This is a genomic window from Streptomyces sp. NPDC050164 (assembly GCF_044459945.1).
Taxonomy (GTDB): domain Bacteria; phylum Actinomycetota; class Actinomycetes; order Streptomycetales; family Streptomycetaceae; genus Streptomyces; species Streptomyces coeruleorubidus_A.
The window spans coordinates 130,060-150,305 of sequence record NZ_JBITJK010000014.1; the positions used below are offsets into that span (position 1 = coordinate 130,060).

Below are 20,246 nucleotides of genomic sequence, written 5' to 3' on the forward strand. Positions count from 1 at the left end.
GATCCGCAAGATCTGTGCCAGCGTCACCACCGTAGGGCGACCGCCGGTTGCCATGTGCGGCAATGCGGGAAATCCTCGCGCGGGGTACGCACCTGCGTACGACCCCGCGCGCCGGTGCGGGTTCAGTCCTCGTGCCCCAGCTGGAGGTCCCGCTCGGTGCGGCCGCCGCCGGCCACCTGGAGCACGGTGGCGACGGGCGGGTAACCGGCGGCGATGACGGTGTACTCGCCGGAGGACAGGTCGACGAACCGGAACGTGCCGTCGGGGCCGGTGGTGAGCGTGTCGACGACGTTGCCGGCCACGTCCAGCAGGGTCACGCGCGCGTCCTCGACGGGCCGGCCGCCGCCCGCCCGGACGGTGCCGCGCAGGACGGCGCCGCCGGCCAGTTCGATGTCCCGGCGGGTCTCGCGGGCGGCCTGGACGGTGACGGGGAGCGCGGCCGGGCGGAAGGCGGGGGCGCTGGCGGCGAGGGTGTACTCGCCGGCCACGAGGTCGGTGATGACGTAGCCGCCCTCGCGGCCGCTGCGGGTGGTGGCCACGACCTCGCCGTGCACATTGGTGAGGGTGACGCTGGCGTCCCGTACGGGTGTGCCGTCGGCGGTGACCACGCTGCCGACGAGGTTCCCCGCGCCGCCCAGGACGATGTCCAGTTCGACGGGGCGCTCGCCGACGGTCACGGAGACCGCCTGCGGCTGGTGGCCGCCCGCGGCGGCGATCAGCACGTACGCGCCGGGGCCGGGGGTGGCCAGCGCGTAGCGCCCGTCCTCGCCGCTGGCGCCGCGCCCGGTCTGCTGTCCGGTGACGTCGATGAGCGTGAGCGCCGCGCGCGGTACGACGGTCCCGTCGTGGTGCTGCACCGAGCCGCAGACGGGGATCCCGGCGGTGTGGGGAGCGCGCGCCTGCGGGATCGGGGTGCTCCCCGGCGCCGTGTCCGGGTCGGTGACGGAAACGTTGTGGGACACCAGGGGTTTCTCCTTGAGGAAGAGGGCGATGACCAGTCCGAGGACGAGCACCGGCACCAGGTAGAGGAAGATCCGCGGCATGGCGTCGGCGTACGCCCCGATGTAGCCGTCGCGCAGCGCCGGGGGCAGGTCGCGCACGAGCTGCGGGGTGATGGACTCGGGGTCGGGGAGCCGGTCGTCCGCGCGCGTGGGCAGGTGGTGGGCCAGGGCGTCGGCGAGCCGGTCGGCCAAGAGGGTGCCGAAGACGGCGGCGCCGACGCTGCCGCCGATCTGCCGGAAGTAGTTGTTGGCGCTGGTGGCGGTGCCGAGGTCGGCGGGGCGCACCGAGTTCTGCACGGCGAGGATCAGCACGGGCATCACCATGCCGATGCCGGCGCCGAGGACGGCCATCCAGATGCTGTAGTGCAGCCGGGGCGTGTCGGCGTCGAGGCGGGACAGCAGCCACATGCCGGCGGCGGAGAGGGCGCCGCCGAGGATCGGGTAGGCCTTGTAGCGGCCGGTGTGGCTGATGAGCTGTCCGGCGATGATCGAGGCGCCGACGATGCCGGCCATCATGGGCAGCATGAGCAGGCCCGACTCGGTGGCGGAGGCTCCGTCGACCATCTGGAGGTAGGTCGGCAGATAGCTGGCGGCGCCGAACAGCCCGGCTCCGATCACCAGGCCGATCAGGCCGGTGACGTTGAAGACGGAGTCCCTGAACAGCCGCAGCGGGATGAGGGGTTCGGCGGCGAAGTGCTCGGCGACGAGGAAGAGGACGGTCGCCACCGCCGCTCCGGCGCCGAGGCCGAGGATCATGCGCGAGTCCCAGGCGTACGTGGTGCCGCCCCAACTGGTCAGCAGGACCAGGCAGATGGAGGCTGCGATCAGCAGCAGCGCGCCGAGGATGTCCAGCCGTGCCTTGCCGGCCGGTTTCGGGAGCTTCAGCGCGACGGCGACGACGGCCAGCGTGACCAGGCCGAAGGGCACGTTGACGTAGAAGCACCAGCGCCAGGAGAGGTGGTCGGTGAAGTAGCCGCCGAGCAGGGGCCCGGCCACGGAGGCGAGTCCGAAGGCGGCGCCGATCAGGCCCATGTAGCGGCCGCGCCGCCGGGCGGGCACGATGTCCGCGATGATCGCCTGGACACCGATCATGAGGCCGCCCGCGCCGACGCCCTGGAGGGCGCGGAAGGCGATCAGCTGATCCATGGTCTGCGCCCGGCCCGCGAGCGCGGAGCCGGCGACGAAGACGACGATCGCGAACTGGAAGACGCCCTTGCGGCCGAGCAGATCGCCGAGTTTGCCGTAGATCGGCAGTCCGACGGTCGCGGTGAGCAGGTAGGCGGTGATCGCCCAGGACATCCGGTCCAGGCCGTGCAGCTCACCGACGATCTTCGGGAGCGCGGTGGCGACGATCATCTGCTCCAGGGCGGCGAGGAGCAGGGCCGGCATGAGTGCGACGAAGACCAACCGCACCCTGCGCGGGCTCAGTTCGGCTGTCGGGGCATGTGGTGGGGCGGGAGGTTCGGGAGGTGCCACCGCCGGTTCGTCCCGCGCCAGAGTGATCCCGCCCACCTACCGCTCCCCTCGTCGCGCTGCCGCACAATTCCCGCGTAAAAGCGACAACTACGAGCAAGCACGACGAGTTACGGCACAAGTCGGAGCCGAACGGAGATCACCCGAACCGGTGAGGGGGCACAACGGCCCCTGGAAATTCCCGGTTTGAGGGAGTCTACTTCTCGACCTCGGCGGCGAGCCGGGCGAGCAGCGCGTCGTAGATCCGGCCGAGGCCCTTGGGCGCGAAGGTCTTCTCGAAGAAGCCGCCGATGCCGCCGGCGCCGGCCCAGGTGGTGGTCACCACGACCCGGGACTTGCCGTCGCCGGCCGGGGTGACCCGCCAGGTGGTGACCATGGAGGAGTTGCGGTCCTTCTCGACCAGCTCGCCGTCGGTGGGCTCACTGACCTCCAGGAGGCAGTCGCGCACGCGCTTGCTGGTGGCCTGGAGCTTCCAGTGGACGAGCGTGCCCTCGCCGTCACCGCCCTCCCGGACCTCGTACTCACTGAACTGCTCGGGCAGCAGCTTCGCGCGCGTGCCGCTGTAGTCGGCGAGGGCGTCGAACACCGTCTCCGCGTCCGCCGCGACGATCCGCTCCGTAGTGGCCTCGACCTGCGCCATCGGGTTCCTCCAGGACATGGGTTCTCGGGGGGTCGGGGCAAGCCAACCACCCCGCTGCCCGGCCCCCCAAATCGGGGTCGCCCAACCCGGTCGAACACGTTCGGAAAACACCCTCGCACGATCAAGGGAACATGTGTTCTATTCTGTGGTCAGTGCTACCGAGGAGGCGTCATGCGCTGGGACAACCTCACAGAGGACTCCGAACACAGCCGGGCCGACACCGCGCTGTTCGGCGCGGACGCAGTTACATCGGTCCAGTTCGACACACCGGAGTTCCGCGGGATCACCTTCCACGAAGTCCGGGCCCGCTCGATCATCAACCGGGTGCCGGCGGTCTCCCGGATGTCGTTCCAGTGGACGGTCAATCCCTATCGCGGCTGCTCACACGCGTGTGTGTACTGCTTCGCGCGCAAGACGCACAGCTATCTGGACCTCGACACGGGCCTCGGCTTCGACTCCCAGATCGTGGTCAAGATCAACGCGCCGGAACTGCTGCGCCGGCAGCTCGGCTCGCGCCGCTGGCAGGGCGAGCACATCGCGATGGGCACGAACGTGGACTGCTACCAGCGCGCCGAGGGCCGCTACCGCCTGATGCCGGGCATCATCTCGGCCCTGCGCGACCACGCGAACCCCTTCTCGATCCTGACCAAGGGCACGCTCATCCTGCGCGACCTGGACCTGATCAAACAGGCGGCGGAGGTGACCGACGTCGGCATCTCCGTCTCGGTCGGCTTCACCGAACAGGAGCTGTGGCGCACCGTCGAACCGGGCACGCCCGCGCCCGAGCGGCGCCTGGAGGTCGTACGGACCTTCGGCGAGCACGGCATCGGCTGCGGTGTGCTGATGGCACCGGTGATCCCGTTCCTGAGCGACCACCCGGCCCAACTGCGGGCCACCGTGCGGGCGATCGCGGCCTCCGGCGCCACGTCCGTCACCCCGCTGGTGCTGCACCTGCGGCCCGGCGCCCGCGAGTGGTTCATGGCCTGGCTGGGGCAGCACCATCCGTACCTGGTGGCGCGCTACGAGCGGCTGTACGCGGAGGGTTCCTACGCCCCGAAGTGGTACCAGCGCCGGATCACCCGTCAGGTGCACGAACTGGCCGAGGAGTACGGCATCGGGCCCACGCGCGCAGACACGCCGCGCCGGATCCGGCCCCCTGAGCCTGCCGAGGAGCCCCCGGTGTCCGGGCCGACTCAACTCTCGCTCCTTTAGGAGCGTTCGAGCGCATCCAGAGATCCATCCGGGTCATGACAGTGACCGAATGAGTTCTTCCAAGACCTCCTTCCGGGACGATGCGGCGAGGACGGTGACCCTCGCGGTCCTCCATCCCGCCGTCCTGGGAGGACTCCATGAGAAAACGCGCAGCCGCGCTGTGCGGCGCCGCCGTCGTCATGGCCGCTACCTTCACGGCCGTTCCCGCCGAGGCGAGCGCACCGCGCACCGCGGAGCCCGTGCACGCCGCGAAACCCAGATGGAAGAACTGCGCCACCGAGAAGTACCCGACCCTCCAGTGCGCGTCCCTGAAGGTGCCGCTGGACCACCGCAGGCCACGCGGACAGCGGATCACCCTCGCCCTGTCCCGCGTCCCGCACACCGCCAAGACGTACCAGGGCCCGCTCCTGGTCAACCCCGGCGGCCCCGGCGGCAGCGGTCTGACGCTCGCCGGATTCGTCGCGTCCTCGCTGCCCGAGAAGGTCGCGGCCCAGTACGACGTCATCGGCTTCGACCCGCGCGGCGTGGGCGCGAGCAGGCCCGCGCTGGACTGCCGGCCCGGCCACTTCGACCCGGTCCGCCCGGACTCCCTGCCGACCACACCCGCGATCGAGAAGGCGAACCTGGCCCGCGCCAAGTCCTTCGCCGCCGCCTGCGCCGAGAAGTACGGCCATCTGCTGCCGTACCTCGACACGACCAGCGCGGTGCGCGACATGGACGCGATCCGGCAGGCCCTGGGCGCGAAGAGGATCAACTACCTCGGCTACTCGTACGGCACCTACCTGGGCGCGGTCTACGCCAAGCTCTTCCCGGAGCGCGTCCGGCGACTGGTCCTGGACTCGGTCGTCGACCCCACGGAGGTCTGGTACGACGCCAACCTCAACCAGGACATGGCCTTCAACGACCGCCACCGCGCGTTCATGGCCTGGGTCGCCAGGCATGACTCGACATACCGGCTCGGCACCGATCCGGAGCGGATCGAGGCCAAGTGGTACACGATGCGGGCGGCCCTCGCGAAGAAGCCGGCGGGCGGCACGGTGGGGCCCGCGGAGCTGGAGGACACCTTCGTCCCGGGCGGCTACTACAACGGCTACTGGCCCCATCTGGCCGAGGCGTTCGCGGCGTACGTGAACGACAGGAACCCCGAGCCGCTGGTCGAGGCCTACGACGACCTCGGTGCGGTCGACGCCTCCGGCGACAACGGCTACAGCGTCTACGCCTCGGTGCAGTGCCGGGACGCCGACTGGCCGGGCGACTGGCGCCAGTGGCGCGAGGACAACTGGGCGGTGTACGAGAAGGCGCCGTTCATGGCCTGGAACAACGCCTGGTACAACGCGCCGTGCACGTTCTGGCCGACACACTCACTGAAGCCGGTGAACATCGCCAACGGCAAGCTGCCGCCCGCCCTGCTGTTCCAGGCGACCGGCGACGCGGCCACCCCGTTCGAGGGCGCTGTCACCGTCCACCATCTGCTGGCGCGCTCCAGCCTGGTGGTCGAGGAAGGCGGCGGCAACCACGGCATCACGCTCAGCGGGAACGCCTGCCTGGACAAGCATCTGGCGGCGCATCTGTCCGACGGCACCGTGCCGCGCGGGTACGGCGAGGCGGACGCGGTGTGCGCGGCCCTGCCCGACCCGAAGCCGGCGGCGGCGAAGGCCTCGGCCTCATCGAAGGGCTCGACACTGCACGGCCTGCTCGGCTTCCGCGGCTGAGCAGTTGAGGGTCGATCCGTCGGGGGCGGGCGTTGTCGGTCCCATGGTCCACCATGGACCCATGAGTGAGCTGACGAGGATCCCCGCCCCCGACGGAGTCGCCGCCGCGGCCCAGTACAGCCACGTCGTCATGGGCACGGGCCGTTTCGTGGCGATCGCCGGTCAGCTCGCGCTCGACGAGCAGGGAAAGCTGGTCGGCGAGGGCGACCCGGCGGCACAGGCCCGCCAGGTCTTCGAGAACCTCCGGCGCTGTCTGGCCGCCGCGGGGGCGACCTTCGACGACGTCGTCAAACTCACCTACTTCGTCACGGACATGGCCCATATGCCCGCCATCCGGGCCGCCCGGGCCGAGCACATACCCGACGACCGGCTGCCGGCCGCGTCGGCGGTGCGGGTCGCCGGGCTGGTCGGCCCGGAGTTCCTGATGGAGGTCGAGGCGTTCGCGGTGGTGGCGGAATGAGCCGTCTCCGGATAAGGGAGATGACGCTCGCCGACTGCGACCGCGTCGCGGAGATCCGTACCCGCGGATGGCAGAGCGCCTACCAGGGCATGATGCCGCAGTCGTACCTGGACGGGCTCAGCGTCGCGGAGGACGCCGAGCGGCGCCGCTCGTACCTCGCGCGGGGCGACGGCAGCGTGGTGAACCTGGTCGCCGAGGACACCGGCGGCGAGGTCGTGGGCTGGGCCTGTCACGGGCCGTACCGGGACGGCGAAGCCGTCACCGGTGACGCCGAGTTGTACGCCGTCTACGTCCATCCGGAGCACCTGGGACAGGGCGCCGGGCAGGCCCTGCTCGAGGAGTCGGTCGCGCGCTGCTCCACCGCGGGCCACGCCCGTCTCCTGCTGTGGGTGCTCAAGGCGAACGAACGGGCCCGCCGCTTCTACGAACGGGCCGGTTTCCGGGCGGATGGCGCCGAGGAGCCCTTCGAGGTGGACGGGGTCGCGGTGCCCGAGGTGCGGTACGCCAAGGCGCTCCCCCGCTGATCTCACCTCTGCTCGGGAATCCGCCCCAGCGCCCGCACCGCCGCCTCCGCCAGCGCCGGATGCGCCAGGGCCTCGTTCAGTACGGGCCCGGCCCGGGCGTCGCCCAGCGTGCCGAGCCCGTCCACGCAGGCGAGGGCCACGCGGCGGTACGGGTCGTGCGGGCGCAGCCGTCGCCGGAGAGTGGTGATCAGGGCGGGCACGGCCTCCGGGGCGCGCAGTTCGACCAGGAGCCGGACCGGGTGCAGGGCGTAGGCGACACGCAGTTCGTTGGTGGCGAGGGCGGCGGCCGCGCGGGCGGTGCGCGGGTCGCCGAGGCGGGCGAGGGCGTGGGCGGAGCAGGCGCAGCGCGGCGGATCACGGTGGTTGAGCAGCAGCACGAGGGACTCGAAGGCCCGCCGGTCCCCGGCCAGTCCCAGCCGGAAGGCGGCCAGCTCCCTCGCCCACAACGGCTGACCGGGTTCGGTCAGCACCGCGGCCAGGGCGTCGAGGTCGTCGGTCGCCACGAGCCGCTCGAAGGCGGGCGACGCCCCTGACTCCTGCCGTAAGCGCTCCGTGAGTGATCGCAACTCTTCGTCCATGACTGAGAGATTAGAGGCGTCGTGAGCTGCTCGGGACGTACATCACAAACACGAGGGCTGGCGTGCTCGTTACCCGCGAGTTAAGCTCAGACGAGCGAGTTACCCACTCGCATCTCCTCGCGGCGGTCTGGTGACGCGGCCGTCGTGAGAGCAGTCGGTTCGGTACATCAGGTACCGCAGTACGGCTCGGCCCCGGGACAGGGCCGGTCGGAACCGCCGTTCACCGGGCGTGTGCACGCCCGGCCCGACGGCACCGGGCGTGTGCGCTCGCAGCCCGGCCAACACCCGCATTCCTCACGCACCCGGTGCGCGCCCGGGGTCCGGCTCTTCGCCGGTCCGTCTTCGGCGCACCCGGGCGCGTTCCCCGTCGTCACCCTCATTCCTGGAGTCCCGCGATGGCCACTCCCCTTTCCGACCCGTCCCTGTCCCCGCTGCGCACCATCGCAGTCGTCGGCCTCGGCACGATGGGCACCGGCATCGCCGAGGTCCTCGCCAAGGTCGGCCGCGAGGTCGTCGGCATCGACATCAGCGAGGCCCAGGCGGCGAAGTGCGTCGCCGCCCTGGAGTCCTCCACCGCCCGTGGCCTCGAGCGCGGGCGGCTGACCGAGCAGGACCGCGCGCAGATCCTGGACCGCGTCCGTACCTCCACCGACCTGCGGGCAGCGGCCGACGCCGACCTGGTCATCGAGGTGGTTCCGGAGTCGTACGAGATCAAGCAGCAGGTCTTCCGGGAACTGGACGGGATCGTGCGGCCCGAGACGATCCTGGCGACCGGCACCAACGCCCTGTCCGTCACCCGGCTCGCCGCCGACTCGGCCCGTCCGGAGCGGGTGCTGGGCCTGCACTTCTTCAACCCGGCCCCGGCGATGCGGCTGGTCGAGGTCGTCTCCTCGGTGCTGACCGCGCCGGCGGCCGTCACGGCGGTCACCGATCTCGCCCTCGACCTGGGCAAGGAGCCGGTCGCCGTCGGCGACCGCCCCGGGTTCGTCGCCGACGGCCTGCTGTTCGGCTACCTCAACCAGGCCGCCGCGATGTACGAGGCGAAGTACGCCTCCCGTGAGGACATCGACGCCGCGATGCGGCTGGGCTGCGGCCTGCCGATGGGCCCGCTGGCGCTGCTCGACCTGATCGGGGTCGACACCGCGCGCACGGTCCTGGAGGCGATGTACGCCGCGTCCCGCGACCGGCTGCACGCACCGGCGCCGATCCTCAAGCAGCTCAGCGAGGCGGGCCTGACCGGCCGCAAGGCGGGACGCGGGTTCTACACGTACGAGGCGCCGGACAGCGGCACCGTCGTGCGGGACGCGCTGACCCCGCTGGAGGGCGGCGACCTCGTCGCGGGCCGGGAGGTCCGTTCGGTCGGTGTCGCGGGCTCGGGCACCATGGCCTCCGGTATCGCCGAGGTCTTCGCCAAGGCCGGGTACGAGGTCGTCCTCGCGGCCCGCAGCGAGGAGAAGGCCCAGGCCGCGAAGGCCCGGATCGGCAAGTCCCTGTCCCGCTCGGTCGACAAGGGCCGGATGACCGCCGAGGCCGCCGCGCAGACCCTGGACCGCATCACGCCGACGGGCACCTACGACGACTTCGCCGACGTCGACCTGGCCGTGGAGGCCGTCGCCGAGGACCTGGAGGTCAAGCAGCAGCTGTTCGCCGCGCTGGACAAGGTCTGCAAGCCGGGCGCGGTCCTGGCCACCACCACCTCGTCCCTGCCGGTCGTCGCCTGCGCCCGGGCCACCTCGCGCCCGCAGGACGTGATCGGCATGCACTTCTTCAACCCGGCGCCGGCCATGAAGCTGGTCGAGGTCGTCCGTACGGTGCTGACCGCCGACGACGTCCACGCGACGATCCGTGAGGTCTGCGGCCGGATCAGGAAGCACCCGGTCGACTGCGGGGACCGTGCGGGCTTCATCGTGAACGCGCTGCTGTTCCCGTACCTCAACAACGCGATCAAGATGGTGCAGGAGCACTACGCCTCGCTCGACGACATCGACGCGGCGATGAAGCTGGGCGGCGGCTATCCGATGGGCCCGTTCGAGCTGCTGGACGTCGTCGGGCTCGATGTCTCGCTCGCCATCGAGAAGGTCCTGCACCGCGAGTTCCGCGACCCGGGGCTCGCCCCGGCACCGCTCCTGGAGCACCTGGTGGCCGCGGGCTGCCTCGGCCGCAAGACGGGCCGTGGCTTCCGCGAATATGCCAAGCGCTGAGGGGCCCGGTGACTGGTTCCGGTCCGGCGCCAGGTGGGGCGGCCTGCTCGGCCCGGACCGGTTCCCCCCGTCCTCGGGCGGCGGCGGAGAACCAGGTCATGCGCAGCGAGCTGCGCACATGCAGTACGTTCGGGGCATGTCCCAGCCCGCCAAGTCCTCACGTACACCAGCTACGACCGACGCGCCGGAAAGTGCCGCAGGCTCTCGCGCCGCCGCCCAGCGGCTCAAGATGCGCCGGGAACTGGCGGCAGCCGCGATGGAGCTGTTCGCGACCAAGGGGTACGAGGCGACCACCGTCGACGAGATCGCGGCCCAGGCCGGGGTCGCCCGGCGCACGTTCTTCCGCCACTTCCGCTCCAAGGAAGAGGCGATCTTCCCAGACCACGACGACACCCTGATCCGCGCCGAGGCGGTGCTCAACGCCGCGCCCGCGCACGAGCATCCGCTCGACACGGTGTGCCGCGGCATCAAGGAAGTCATGAAGATGTACGCGGCCCGGCCGGAGATCTCGGTGGCCCGCTACAAGCTGACGCGCGAGGTGCCCACGCTGCGCGAGGCGGAGATCGCGTCGGTGGCCCGCTACGAGCGCCTGTTCACCCGCTATCTCCTCGGCCACTTCGACGAGCGCGCGCACGCCGACGACGCCAACGACGACCCGCTGCTGGCGGAGGTCGCCGCGTCCGCCGTGGTCACCGCCCACAACCACGTCCTGCGGCGCTGGCTGCGGGCGGGCGGACAGGGAGACGTCGAGGCGCAGCTGGACCACGCCTTCGCGATCGTGCGCAGGACGTTCGGCACGGGCATCGGGGCCGGGCGCGCCACGGACTCGCAGCCGACCGCGGCGACGGCCTCTGCGCAGGGCGAGGTGCTGGTGACCGTCGCCCGCACCGACGCCCCGCTGGACGAGGTCATGCGGACGATCGAGCAGGCGCTCAAGGAGCGCTGAGCCCCCTTCGCCCGTGTGATGACGGCCACCCTTCGGGGTGGCCGTTTTGGCATGTCAGGGGCCGTTTTGCAGACCCGTGACGACCCCGTTCGATCGATCATCGCTCATTTGTTACGTAAAGATTTCATCTGAGAGCAAGTTCTGGCACTCAGTGCCTTGCGAGGTGACACGCGGTGTCATACGTTGAAGAGGTCCGGGCGATGTCCCAGCAAGCCCAGCGCCTGCCCGTCCGGACGCCTGCGTCACAGGCAACCTCCCGCGCCAACAGCGCTGCCGAACAGCACCACCGCCGAACCGACGGCACACCCTCGACCCTCAGCAGCACCGACGTAACCGTCAGCGCCCCTCCCTCAGGGCGCTCACCGCCGGAGGCAACACCGTGACCGTGAAGGACATCCTGGCCGCGATCCAGTCGCCCGACTCCACGTCGGAGGACTTCGCCGCCCTCCCGCTCCCCGAGTCGTACCGCGCGATCACCGTGCACAAGGACGAGACGGAGATGTTCGCCGGGCTCGCCACGCGCGACAAGGACCCCCGCAAGTCGATTCACCTGGACGAGGTGCCGCTGCCCGAGCTCGGCCCGGGCGAGGCCCTGGTGGCCGTCATGGCCTCCTCGGTCAACTACAACTCGGTGTGGACGTCGATCTTCGAGCCGCTGTCCACGTTCGGCTTCCTGGAGCGCTACGGCCGCACCAGCGAGCTGGCCAAGCGCCACGACCTGCCGTACCACATCATCGGCTCCGACCTCGCGGGCGTCGTCCTGCGCACCGGCCCGGGCGTCAACGCCTGGCGGCCCGGCGACGAGGTCGTCGCGCACTGCCTGTCCGTCGAGCTGGAGTCCAGCGACGGCCACAACGACACGATGCTCGACCCCGAGCAGCGCATCTGGGGCTTCGAGACCAACTTCGGCGGCCTCGCCGAGATCGCGCTGGTCAAGTCCAACCAGCTGATGCCCAAGCCGGACCACCTGAGCTGGGAGGAGGCCGCCGCCCCGGGCCTGGTCAACTCCACCGCCTACCGGCAGCTGGTCTCCCGCAACGGCGCCGGCATGAAGCAGGGCGACAACGTGCTCATCTGGGGCGCGAGCGGCGGACTCGGCTCGTACGCCACCCAGTTCGCGCTGGCCGGCGGCGCCAACCCGATCTGTGTCGTGTCCTCGCCGCAGAAGGCGGAGATCTGCCGCTCGATGGGCGCCGAGGCGATCATCGACCGCACCGCCGAGGGTTACAAGTTCTGGAAGGACGAGCACACCCAGGACCCGAAGGAGTGGAAGCGCTTCGGCAAGCGCATCCGCGAGCTCACCGGCGGGGAGGACATCGACATCGTCTTCGAGCACCCCGGCCGCGAGACCTTCGGCGCGAGCGTCTTCGTCACCCGCAAGGGCGGCACCATCACCACCTGCGCCTCGACCTCGGGCTACATGCACGAGTACGACAACCGCTACCTGTGGATGTCGCTGAAGCGGATCATCGGCTCGCACTTCGCCAACTACCGCGAGGCCTGGGAGGCCAACCGGCTCATCGCGAAGGGCAAGATCCACCCCACCCTGTCCAAGGTGTACTCCCTGGAGGACACCGGCCAGGCCGCCTACGACGTGCACCGCAACCTCCACCAGGGCAAGGTCGGCGTGCTCTGCATGGCCCCCGAGGAGGGCGCGGGCGTGCGCGACCACGCCAAGCGCGCCCAGCACATCGACGCCATCAACCGCTTCCGGAACATCTGAGGGCTGCTGGATGACAGAGCGTCAGAAGGACCGTCCGTGGCTCATGCGGACCTACGCCGGTCACTCCACGGCCGAGGCGTCCAACGAGCTGTACCGGCGCAACCTCGCCAAGGGCCAGACGGGTCTGTCGGTGGCGTTCGACCTGCCGACGCAGACCGGCTACGACTCCGACCACATCCTCGCCCGTGGCGAGGTCGGCCGGGTCGGCGTGCCGATCGGGCACGTCGGTGACATGCGCCGGCTGTTCCAGGACATCCCCCTGGAGCAGATGAACACCTCGATGACCATCAACGCCACGGCCATGTGGCTGCTGGCGCTCTACCAGGTCGTCGCCGAGGAGCAGGGCGCGGACATCACCAAGCTCCAGGGCACGACCCAGAACGACATCGTCAAGGAGTACCTGTCCCGCGGCACGCACGTCTTCCCGCCCGGGCCCTCGCTCCGGCTGACGACGGACATGATCGCGTACACGGTCTCCCACATCCCGAAGTGGAACCCGATCAACATCTGCAGCTACCACCTGCAGGAGGCGGGCGCCACGCCGGTCCAGGAGATCGCGTACGCGATGTCCACCGCGATCGCCGTTCTCGACGCCGTGCGCGATTCGGGGCAGGTTCCGCAGGAGCGCATGGGCGATGTCGTCGGCCGGATCTCCTTCTTCGTGAACGCGGGCGTCCGCTTCATCGAGGAGATGTGCAAGATGCGCGCCTTCGGCCGCATCTGGGACAGGATCACCCGCGAGCGGTACGGCATCGAGGACCCCAAGCACCGCCGCTTCCGCTACGGCGTCCAGGTCAACTCCCTGGGCCTGACGGAGGCGCAGCCGGAGAACAACGTCCAGCGGATCGTCCTGGAGATGCTGGCCGTGACCCTCTCCAAGGACGCACGCGCGCGTGCCGTGCAGCTCCCCGCCTGGAACGAGGCCCTCGGCCTGCCCCGCCCCTGGGACCAGCAGTGGTCGCTACGCATCCAGCAGGTGCTGGCGTACGAGAGCGATCTGCTGGAGTACGACGACATCTTCGAGGGCTCGAAAGTGATCGAGGCGAAGGTGGAGGAGCTGGTCGAGGCCGCGTTCGCGGAGATCGACCGCATCCAGGAGATGGGCGGCGCGATGGCGGCCGTCGAGTCCGGCTACCTCAAGTCGCAGCTGGTCGCCTCGCACGCGGAACGCCGGGGCCGGATCGAGTCCGGCCAGGAGAAGATCATCGGTGTCAACGCCTTCGAGGGCACCGAGCCGAACCCGCTGACCGCCGACCTGGACACCGCGATCCAGACGGTCGACCCGGAGGTCGAGGCCCGCGTCATCGCCTCGCTCCAGCAGTGGCGCGACAGCCGCTACCAGCCGCCCTTCAACCACCCGCGGCCCTGCAAGGCGCTGGAGCGGCTGAAGGAGGCCGCCCGGGGCACCGAGAACCTCATGGAGGCCACCCTGGAGTGCGCCCGCGCCGGGGTCACGACCGGCGAGTGGGCCGGGGCCCTGCGCGAGGTGTTCGGCGAGTTCCGGGCGCCCACGGGTGTCTCCTCGGCGCCGGTGGCCGTCCCCGTCGAGGAGGGCAGCACACTGCACCGGGTCCGCCGCAAGGTGGACCTGACGGCCAGGGAGCTGGGCGTGGGCAAGCTGCGCTTCCTGGTCGGCAAGCCGGGCCTGGACGGGCACTCCAACGGTGCCGAGCAGATCGCCGTACGCGCGCGTGACGCCGGCTTCGAGGTGGTCTACCAGGGCATCCGGCTGACGCCCGAGCAGATCGTGGACGCCGCCCTCGCCGAGGACGTGCACGCGGTCGGCCTGTCCATCCTGTCCGGCTCGCACGCCCAGCTGGTGCCGGACGTGCTCGAACGGCTCCGTGTGGCGGGTGCCACAGATATACCGGTGATCGCCGGTGGCATCATCCCGAACGGTGATGCCGAGCAGCTCAGGGCAGCCGGAGTGGCCGCGGTCTTCACCCCGAAGGACTTCGACATCACCGGAATCATCGGCCGCATCGTCGACGAGATCCGGAAAGCGAACAAGCTCGACCCCCTGGAGGTCCCCGCATGACCAGCCCTGCTCCGCAGGTCAACCGCCTTCGCCCCCGGCGTTCCTGCCTGGCGGTACCGGGCTCGAACCCGCGCTTCCTGGAGAAGGCCCAGGGCCTCCCGGCCGACCAGGTCTTCCTCGACCTGGAGGACGCGTGCGCCCCGCTCGCCAAGCCCGAGGCGCGGCACACCATCGTGAAGTTCCTCAACGAGGGCGACTGGACGGGCAAGACGCGGGTCGTGCGCGTCAACGACTGGACGACCGAGTGGACGTACCGCGATGTCGTCACGGTCGTCGAGGGCGCCGGCCAGAACCTCGACTGCATCATGCTGCCGAAGGTGCAGACGGCCGAGCAGATCGTCGCCCTCGACCTCCTCCTCACCCAGATCGAGAAGACGATGGGCTTCGAGGTCGGCAAGATCGGCATCGAGGCGCAGATCGAGAACGCCCAGGGCCTGAACAACGTCAACGAGATCGCGACGGCCTCCCAGCGCGTCGAGACGATCATCTTCGGCCCGGCCGACTTCATGGCGTCCATCAACATGAAGTCGCTGGTGGTGGGCGAGCAGCCGCCCGGCTACCCGGCGGACGCCTACCACTACATCCTGATGAAGATCCTGATGGCCGCCCGCGCCAACAACCTCCAGGCGATCGACGGCCCCTACCTGCAGATCCGCAACATCGACGGCTACCGCGAGGTCGCCCAGCGCGCCGCCGCGCTCGGCTTCGACGGCAAGTGGGTGCTGCACCCGGGCCAGGTCGAGGCGTCCAACGAGATCTTCTCGCCGTCCCAGGAGGACTACGACCACGCCGAGCTGATCCTGGACGCGTACGACTACTACACGTCCGAGGCGGGCGGCAAGAAGGGCTCGGCGATGCTCGGCGACGAGATGATCGACGAGGCCAGCCGCAAGATGGCCCTGGTCATCTCCGGCAAGGGCCGCGCGGCCGGCATGCAGCGCACCAGCAAGTTCGAGATCCCGGAGGGCTGAGCGCGATGCAGTTCGGACGCACCTACGAGGAGTTCGAGGTCGGGGCGACGTACAAGCACTGGCCGGGCAAGACGGTCACGGAGTACGACGACCACCTGTTCTGTCTCCTCACGATGAACCACCACCCCCTCCACATGGACACGAACTATGCGGAGAAGACGACGGACTTCGGCAAGAACGTCGTCGTGGGCAACTACATCTACTCGCTGCTGCTCGGCATGTCCGTACCGGACATCTCCGGCAAGGCGATCGCCAACCTGGAGATCGAGTCGCTCAAGCACGTGGCGCCGACCTTCCACGGCGACACCATCTACGGCCAGACGACCGTGCTCGACAAGTGGCCGTCGAAGTCGAAGAACGACCGCGGCATCGTGCACGTGGAGACCAAGGGCTACAAACAGGACGGCACGCTGGTCTGCGTGTTCCGCCGCAAGGTCATGGTGCCGACCGAGACGTACATCAAGGAGCGCGGCGGCGAGCAGCCGGGCCGCCCCGAGCTCAAGGAGCAGGAGAAGTAGCCATGGCGCGACTCGCCCAGACCGCCGGTCTGACGGACATCCAGCAGGAGATCCTGTCCACCGTCCGCGACTTCGTGGACAAGGAGATCATCCCGGTCGCGACCGAGCTGGAGCACCGCGACGAGTACCCCCAGCAGATCGTCGACGGGCTGAAGGAGTTGGGCCTGTTCGGCCTGATGATCCCCGAGGAGTACGGGGGTCTGGGCGAGTCGCTCCTGACGTACGCGCTGTGCGTGGAGGAGATCGCCCGCGGCTGGATGTCGGTGTCCGGCATCATCAACACGCACTTCATCGTGGCGTACATGCTCAAACAGCACGGCACGCAGGAGCAGAAGGACCACTTCCTGCCGAGGATGGCCGCCGGCGACATCCGGGGCGCCTTCTCGATGTCGGAGCCGGGCCTCGGCTCGGACGTGTCGGCCATCACCTCCAAGGCGGTGAAGGACGGTGACGAGTACGTCCTGAACGGCCAGAAGATGTGGCTGACCAACGGCGGTACGTCGTCATTGGTGGCCGTTCTGGTCCGAAGTGACGAAGGTCACCCCGAGGGCACCGCGCCCCACAAGTCGATGACGACCTTCCTGGTCGAGAAGGAGCCGGGTTTCGGCGAGGTCCGCCCCGGCCTCACCATCCCCGGCAAGATCGACAAGATGGGGTACAAGGGCGTCGACACCACCGAGCTCATCATGGATGGCCTGCGGATTCCTGCGGATCGTGTGCTCGGCGGCGTCACCGGCCGTGGTTTCTACCAGATGATGGACGGCGTCGAGGTCGGCCGCGTGAACGTGGCGGCGCGTGGCTGTGGCGTCGCTCAGCGTGCGTTCGAACTGGGCGTCCAGTACGCGCAGCAGCGGCACACCTTCGGGAAGCCGATCGCCCAGCACCAGGCGATCCAGTTCAAGCTGGCCGAGATGGCTACCAAGGTCGAGGCCGCGCATGCGATGATGGTGAACGCAGCTCGCAAAAAGGACTCCGGGGAGCGAAACGACCTCGAGGCTGGGATGGCGAAGTACCTCGCCTCCGAGTACTGCAAGGAGGTCGTGGAGGACTCCTTCCGGATCCACGGCGGCTACGGCTTCTCCAAGGAGTACGAGATCGAGCGCCTCTACCGTGAGGCACCGATGCTGCTGATCGGTGAAGGTACCGCCGAGATCCAGAAAATGATCATCGGCAGGCGGCTGCTCGAAGAGTATCGATTCCAGGGCTAGATGTCCGGATACGGGGTGTTTTCTTGGAGAAGAAGGTCACACCCCGTCAGCACTCCTCGGCCGCCGACTCGGCTGCCTGGCTTACCCAGTTAGGGCCCCGAGCCGCTACGATCGCCGGAAAGCCGCCGTCCCCCGTCAGAGTGCGGCATCATCCGCTACGAAGGTCATCCATGCCCCACAGCCAAACCTCTGCACCTCGCGACAGCCGGGCCGGCGTACGCCTCGCGCGCGGAGCATCGCCGTGGCTCCTTCCGACCGTCGCCACCGCTGCCCTCAGCCTGGCCCGTGCCCGTCGCTCCGGCGCCGCCAAGGCCGTCGCCGTTCCCGCCACCGCGCTCGCGGCGGGAATGCTGTGGTTCTTCCGCGACCCCGAGCGCGAGATCACCCAGGGCCGGGTCATCTCGCCCGCCGACGGTGTGGTGCAGAGCATCATGCCGTGGAAGGACGGCCGCACCCGCGTCGCGATCTTCATGAGCCCGCTCAACGTCCACGTCAACCGCGCGCCGCTGGCCGGCACGGTGACGTCGGTCGAGCACGTGCCCGGTGGCTTCGTTCCCGCCTTCAACAAGGAGAGCGAGAACAACGAGCGCGTCGTCTGGCACTTCGACACCGAGCTCGGTGACATCGAGATGATCCAGATCGCAGGCGCGGTCGCCCGCCGCATCGTTCCCTACGTGCCCCAGGGCACGAAGGTCGAGCAGGGCGAGCGGATCGGCCTGATCCGCTTCGGCTCGCGTGTCGACCTCTACCTGCCCGAGGGTGTGGAGGTCGCGGTCGAGGTGGGGCAGAAGACCGTGGCTGGGGTGACTCGCATTGACCGTGATTGATCCTGACACCAAGGCCGGCTGGGTCCCGGAGGCCGACGAGGTGGACGAAGAAGAGGAGATGCCCCTCTCTCTTCGCCTCTCGATAGCGGACACCCTGACGCTCGGCAACGCCACGTGCGGCTTCATGGCGGTGTACTTCACGACCACCGGCATCCTCATCCCGCACCTGTCCGGTGACGATCTGGGCATGGCCCGCAACAGCGCGGCCACGGCCGTGATACTGATGCTGTGCGCGGCTGTCTTCGACCTGTTCGACGGCCTCGTCGCCCGCAAGCTGCGGTCGTCGCCGATGGGTGCGGAGCTGGACAACCTCTCCGATCTGATCAGCTTCGGTCTGGCGCCCGCGTACTTCGTGCTCGTGTACGGCATGGTCGCGCGAGACGCGCATGAGCGGGTCGCGGCGGTGGGCGCGATCGTTGTGCTGTTGGCGGTGGTGCTGCGGCTTGCCCGCTTCTCGTGCGTCACCGTGAAGGACGGCACGTTCCAGGGCATGCCCTCGCCGTTCGGTGCACTCACGGTCGTCTCGATCGTGCTGCTCGAGCTGCCGTTCGAGGCGACACTGCTGGCGGTCGTCGGTACCGCGTGGCTGATGGTGAGCCGGGTCGAGTACCCGAAGCCGCGGGGCATCCTCGCGGTGGCGATGCTCGGCTGGATCGTGTCGGCCATGGGCATGCTGGCTGCCTGGGCGTTCGACGCGCCGGGCGGCCAGGTACTGCTGCAGACGGGCTGCGCGCTGCAGATCGTGATGGCGGCGACCATCCCGCTGTTCGCCACGGCGCGCCGGGTGAACACCTTCCGTGACAACCGGCGCGAGAGCCGCGAGGCGCGGGCGGCGCAGGTCCCGTAGCTCCGCTTACATTCCCGAGGGGCCCGGACCGAATCGTGATTCGGTCCGGGCCCCTCGGGTTTTCCGTCCCTTGATCCGCCACTGCGCCGGCATCGCGGTCCGTATGCGCTCCGGACTCCCGGATGCTCTTCGCATCCGGGCCTCACCCTCGAGTGGTGTGGGACAGCAGCCTCCGGGGCTGCGCCCGCCGACGGTCAGGTCAGGAAGTCCCGCGCGATCGACTCCGCCACGCGTTCCAGGAGAGGACCCGCCTGGGCCATGGACTTCGCCGGGTCCGGTTCGAGCGCCGACAAGGCGTACGCGCGACGGATGCCCGCGTGGCCCAGGGCCTCCGAGGGGAGGGCGAGGCGGCCGCAGACCGCGACGACGTCCTTGTCGGCCGCACGGGCCGCCGCGGCGACGCCCGCCGGGGCCTTGCCGTGGAGGGTCTGCTGGTCGAGGGAGCCCTCGCCGGTGATCACCAGGTCGGCGCGGTCCAGGGCGGGTGCGAAGCCCAGGACGTCGAGCATGACCTCGATGCCGGGGCGGAAGCGGGCGCCGAGGAGCAGGGCGCCGTAGCCGATGCCGCCCGCCGCGCCCGCGCCCGGTGAGGCGGCGTAGTGGGCGGCCTTCGGTCCGGCCGACTCCTCCAGCACCTTCGCGAAGTGCGCGAGGGCGGCGTCCAGGGTCGCCACGTCGTCCGGCGAGGCGCCCTTCTGCGGGCCGTAGACCGCGGGCGCGCCCTTCGGGCCGGTCAGCGGGTTGTCGACGTCGCTGGCGAGGACCAGTTCGATCTCGGTGAGGCGCGGGTCGAGGCCCGACAGGTCGGCCGTGGCCAGATCGGGGAGGCCGCCGCCGCCCGGGGACACCGGCTCGCCGTGCGGGTCCAGGAAGCGCGCGCCCAGCGCGGACAGCATCCCGGCACCGCCGTCCGTGGTGGCGCTGCCGCCGACGCCGAAGACGATCGTGCGGGCACCCGCGTCCAGCGCGGCCCGCAGCAGCTCGCCGGAGCCGTACGTGGACGCCGTGAGCGGTGCGAAGACGCCGGCGGGCAGCCGCTGGAGTCCGCTCGCCTCGGCCATCTCCACGACCGCGGTGCCCTCGCGCAGCGCGAACGCCGCCGTCACCTCGTCGCCGAGCGGACCGGCGACCCGTACCTCCCGGCGCTCGAACCCGGCCGCGACCGCCGCGGCCACTGTTCCGTCGCCGCCGTCGGCCACGGGCAGCGCCTCGACCTCGAGGTCCGGTACGACCCGGCGCAGCCCGGCCGTCACCCGCTCGGCGACCTCCACGGCCGTCAGCGACCCCTTGAACTTGTCCGCGGCGACGAGCACCCGCCGCTGGGTCTTACGGGTGTCGCTCACTGCAGCGTCCGCCACTTGCACTCC

General features: G+C 70.1%; 17 protein-coding genes. 13 read left to right on the top strand and 4 right to left on the bottom strand.

Translation table 11 applies throughout. The features are described 5' to 3' along the window. Positions 1-122: 122 nt before the first annotated feature. Both ACIBNA_RS20610 and ACIBNA_RS20615 read right to left on the bottom strand, forming a co-directional pair. A complete protein-coding gene (locus ACIBNA_RS20610; protein ID WP_399166599.1) occupies positions 123-2,513 on the bottom strand; it encodes an MFS transporter in 2,391 nt (796 codons plus the stop codon). A gap of 157 nt (positions 2,514-2,670) precedes the next feature. Continuing rightward, entirely contained in the window at positions 2,671-3,114 is a 444-nt protein-coding gene (locus ACIBNA_RS20615; protein WP_388054221.1) for an SRPBCC family protein, read from the bottom strand. A 171-nt stretch (positions 3,115-3,285) separates the two neighbouring features. Here ACIBNA_RS20615 and ACIBNA_RS20620 point away from each other — a divergent pair, with 171 nt between their 5' ends. From ACIBNA_RS20620 to ACIBNA_RS20635, 4 genes are all read left to right on the top strand, one after another. After that, entirely contained in the window at positions 3,286-4,326 is a 1,041-nt protein-coding gene (locus tag ACIBNA_RS20620; RefSeq protein WP_399166600.1) for an Rv2578c family radical SAM protein, read from the top strand. A 137-nt stretch (positions 4,327-4,463) separates the two neighbouring features. Continuing rightward, a complete protein-coding gene (locus ACIBNA_RS20625; protein ID WP_399166601.1) occupies positions 4,464-6,038 on the top strand; it encodes an alpha/beta hydrolase in 1,575 nt (524 codons plus the stop codon). Between the two features lie 61 nt (positions 6,039-6,099). Further along, positions 6,100-6,498: a RidA family protein gene (locus ACIBNA_RS20630; protein ID WP_399166602.1), complete on the top strand. Its 399-nt coding sequence runs from the start codon at positions 6,100-6,102 to the stop codon at positions 6,496-6,498. Continuing rightward, entirely contained in the window at positions 6,495-7,022 is a 528-nt protein-coding gene (locus tag ACIBNA_RS20635) for a GNAT family N-acetyltransferase (RefSeq protein WP_399166603.1), read from the top strand. Before ACIBNA_RS20630 ends, ACIBNA_RS20635 begins: the two co-directional genes overlap by 4 nt. Before the next feature lie 2 nt (positions 7,023-7,024). On the opposite strand, the gene ACIBNA_RS20640 is transcribed toward ACIBNA_RS20635, so the two are convergent. Further along, entirely contained in the window at positions 7,025-7,600 is a 576-nt protein-coding gene (locus ACIBNA_RS20640) for an adenylosuccinate lyase (protein ID WP_399166604.1), read from the bottom strand. 395 nt (positions 7,601-7,995) lie between these two features. Between ACIBNA_RS20640 and ACIBNA_RS20645 the strand changes: the two genes are divergently transcribed. From ACIBNA_RS20645 to pssA, 9 genes are all read left to right on the top strand, one after another. After that, positions 7,996-9,801 carry a 3-hydroxyacyl-CoA dehydrogenase family protein gene (locus ACIBNA_RS20645; RefSeq protein ID WP_399166605.1) on the top strand — a complete coding sequence of 602 codons (1,806 nt, stop codon included), beginning with the start codon at positions 7,996-7,998 and terminating at the stop codon, positions 9,799-9,801. A gap of 136 nt (positions 9,802-9,937) precedes the next feature. Beyond that, the gene (locus ACIBNA_RS20650; protein ID WP_399166606.1) at positions 9,938-10,747 is read left to right on the top strand and encodes a TetR family transcriptional regulator; all 810 of its coding nucleotides are present in this window, start codon (positions 9,938-9,940) and stop codon (positions 10,745-10,747) included. A 379-nt stretch (positions 10,748-11,126) separates the two neighbouring features. Then, positions 11,127-12,470 (top strand): crotonyl-CoA carboxylase/reductase, encoded by a 1,344-nt coding sequence (gene ccrA / locus ACIBNA_RS20655; protein WP_399166607.1) that lies wholly within the window; start codon positions 11,127-11,129, stop codon positions 12,468-12,470. A gap of 10 nt (positions 12,471-12,480) precedes the next feature. Continuing rightward, entirely contained in the window at positions 12,481-14,508 is a 2,028-nt protein-coding gene (locus tag ACIBNA_RS20660; RefSeq protein WP_399166608.1) for a protein meaA, read from the top strand. Then, positions 14,505-15,479, top strand: a complete 975-nt coding sequence (locus tag ACIBNA_RS20665) for a CoA ester lyase (protein WP_062930088.1) — start codon at positions 14,505-14,507, stop codon at positions 15,477-15,479. The genes ACIBNA_RS20660 and ACIBNA_RS20665 overlap by 4 nt, the downstream gene beginning before the upstream one ends. 5 nt (positions 15,480-15,484) lie before the next feature. Next, positions 15,485-15,997, top strand: coding sequence for a MaoC family dehydratase (locus ACIBNA_RS20670; protein WP_016431745.1), 513 nt, complete (start codon positions 15,485-15,487; stop codon positions 15,995-15,997). A gap of 2 nt (positions 15,998-15,999) precedes the next feature. Then, positions 16,000-17,205, top strand: coding sequence for an acyl-CoA dehydrogenase family protein (locus tag ACIBNA_RS20675; RefSeq protein WP_338784160.1), 1,206 nt, complete (start codon positions 16,000-16,002; stop codon positions 17,203-17,205). A gap of 170 nt (positions 17,206-17,375) precedes the next feature. Then, positions 17,376-18,032 (top strand): phosphatidylserine decarboxylase, encoded by a 657-nt coding sequence (locus tag ACIBNA_RS20680; RefSeq protein WP_010038789.1) that lies wholly within the window; start codon positions 17,376-17,378, stop codon positions 18,030-18,032. Then, positions 18,019-18,879, top strand: a complete 861-nt coding sequence (pssA, locus tag ACIBNA_RS20685; protein ID WP_274820849.1) for a CDP-diacylglycerol--serine O-phosphatidyltransferase — start codon at positions 18,019-18,021, stop codon at positions 18,877-18,879. The genes ACIBNA_RS20680 and pssA overlap by 14 nt, the downstream gene beginning before the upstream one ends. Before the next feature lie 194 nt (positions 18,880-19,073). Here pssA and ACIBNA_RS20690 read toward each other — a convergent pair whose 3' ends face one another. Continuing rightward, a complete protein-coding gene (locus tag ACIBNA_RS20690; protein WP_399166609.1) occupies positions 19,074-20,237 on the bottom strand; it encodes a glycerate kinase in 1,164 nt (387 codons plus the stop codon). Positions 20,238-20,246 lie beyond the last annotated feature (9 nt).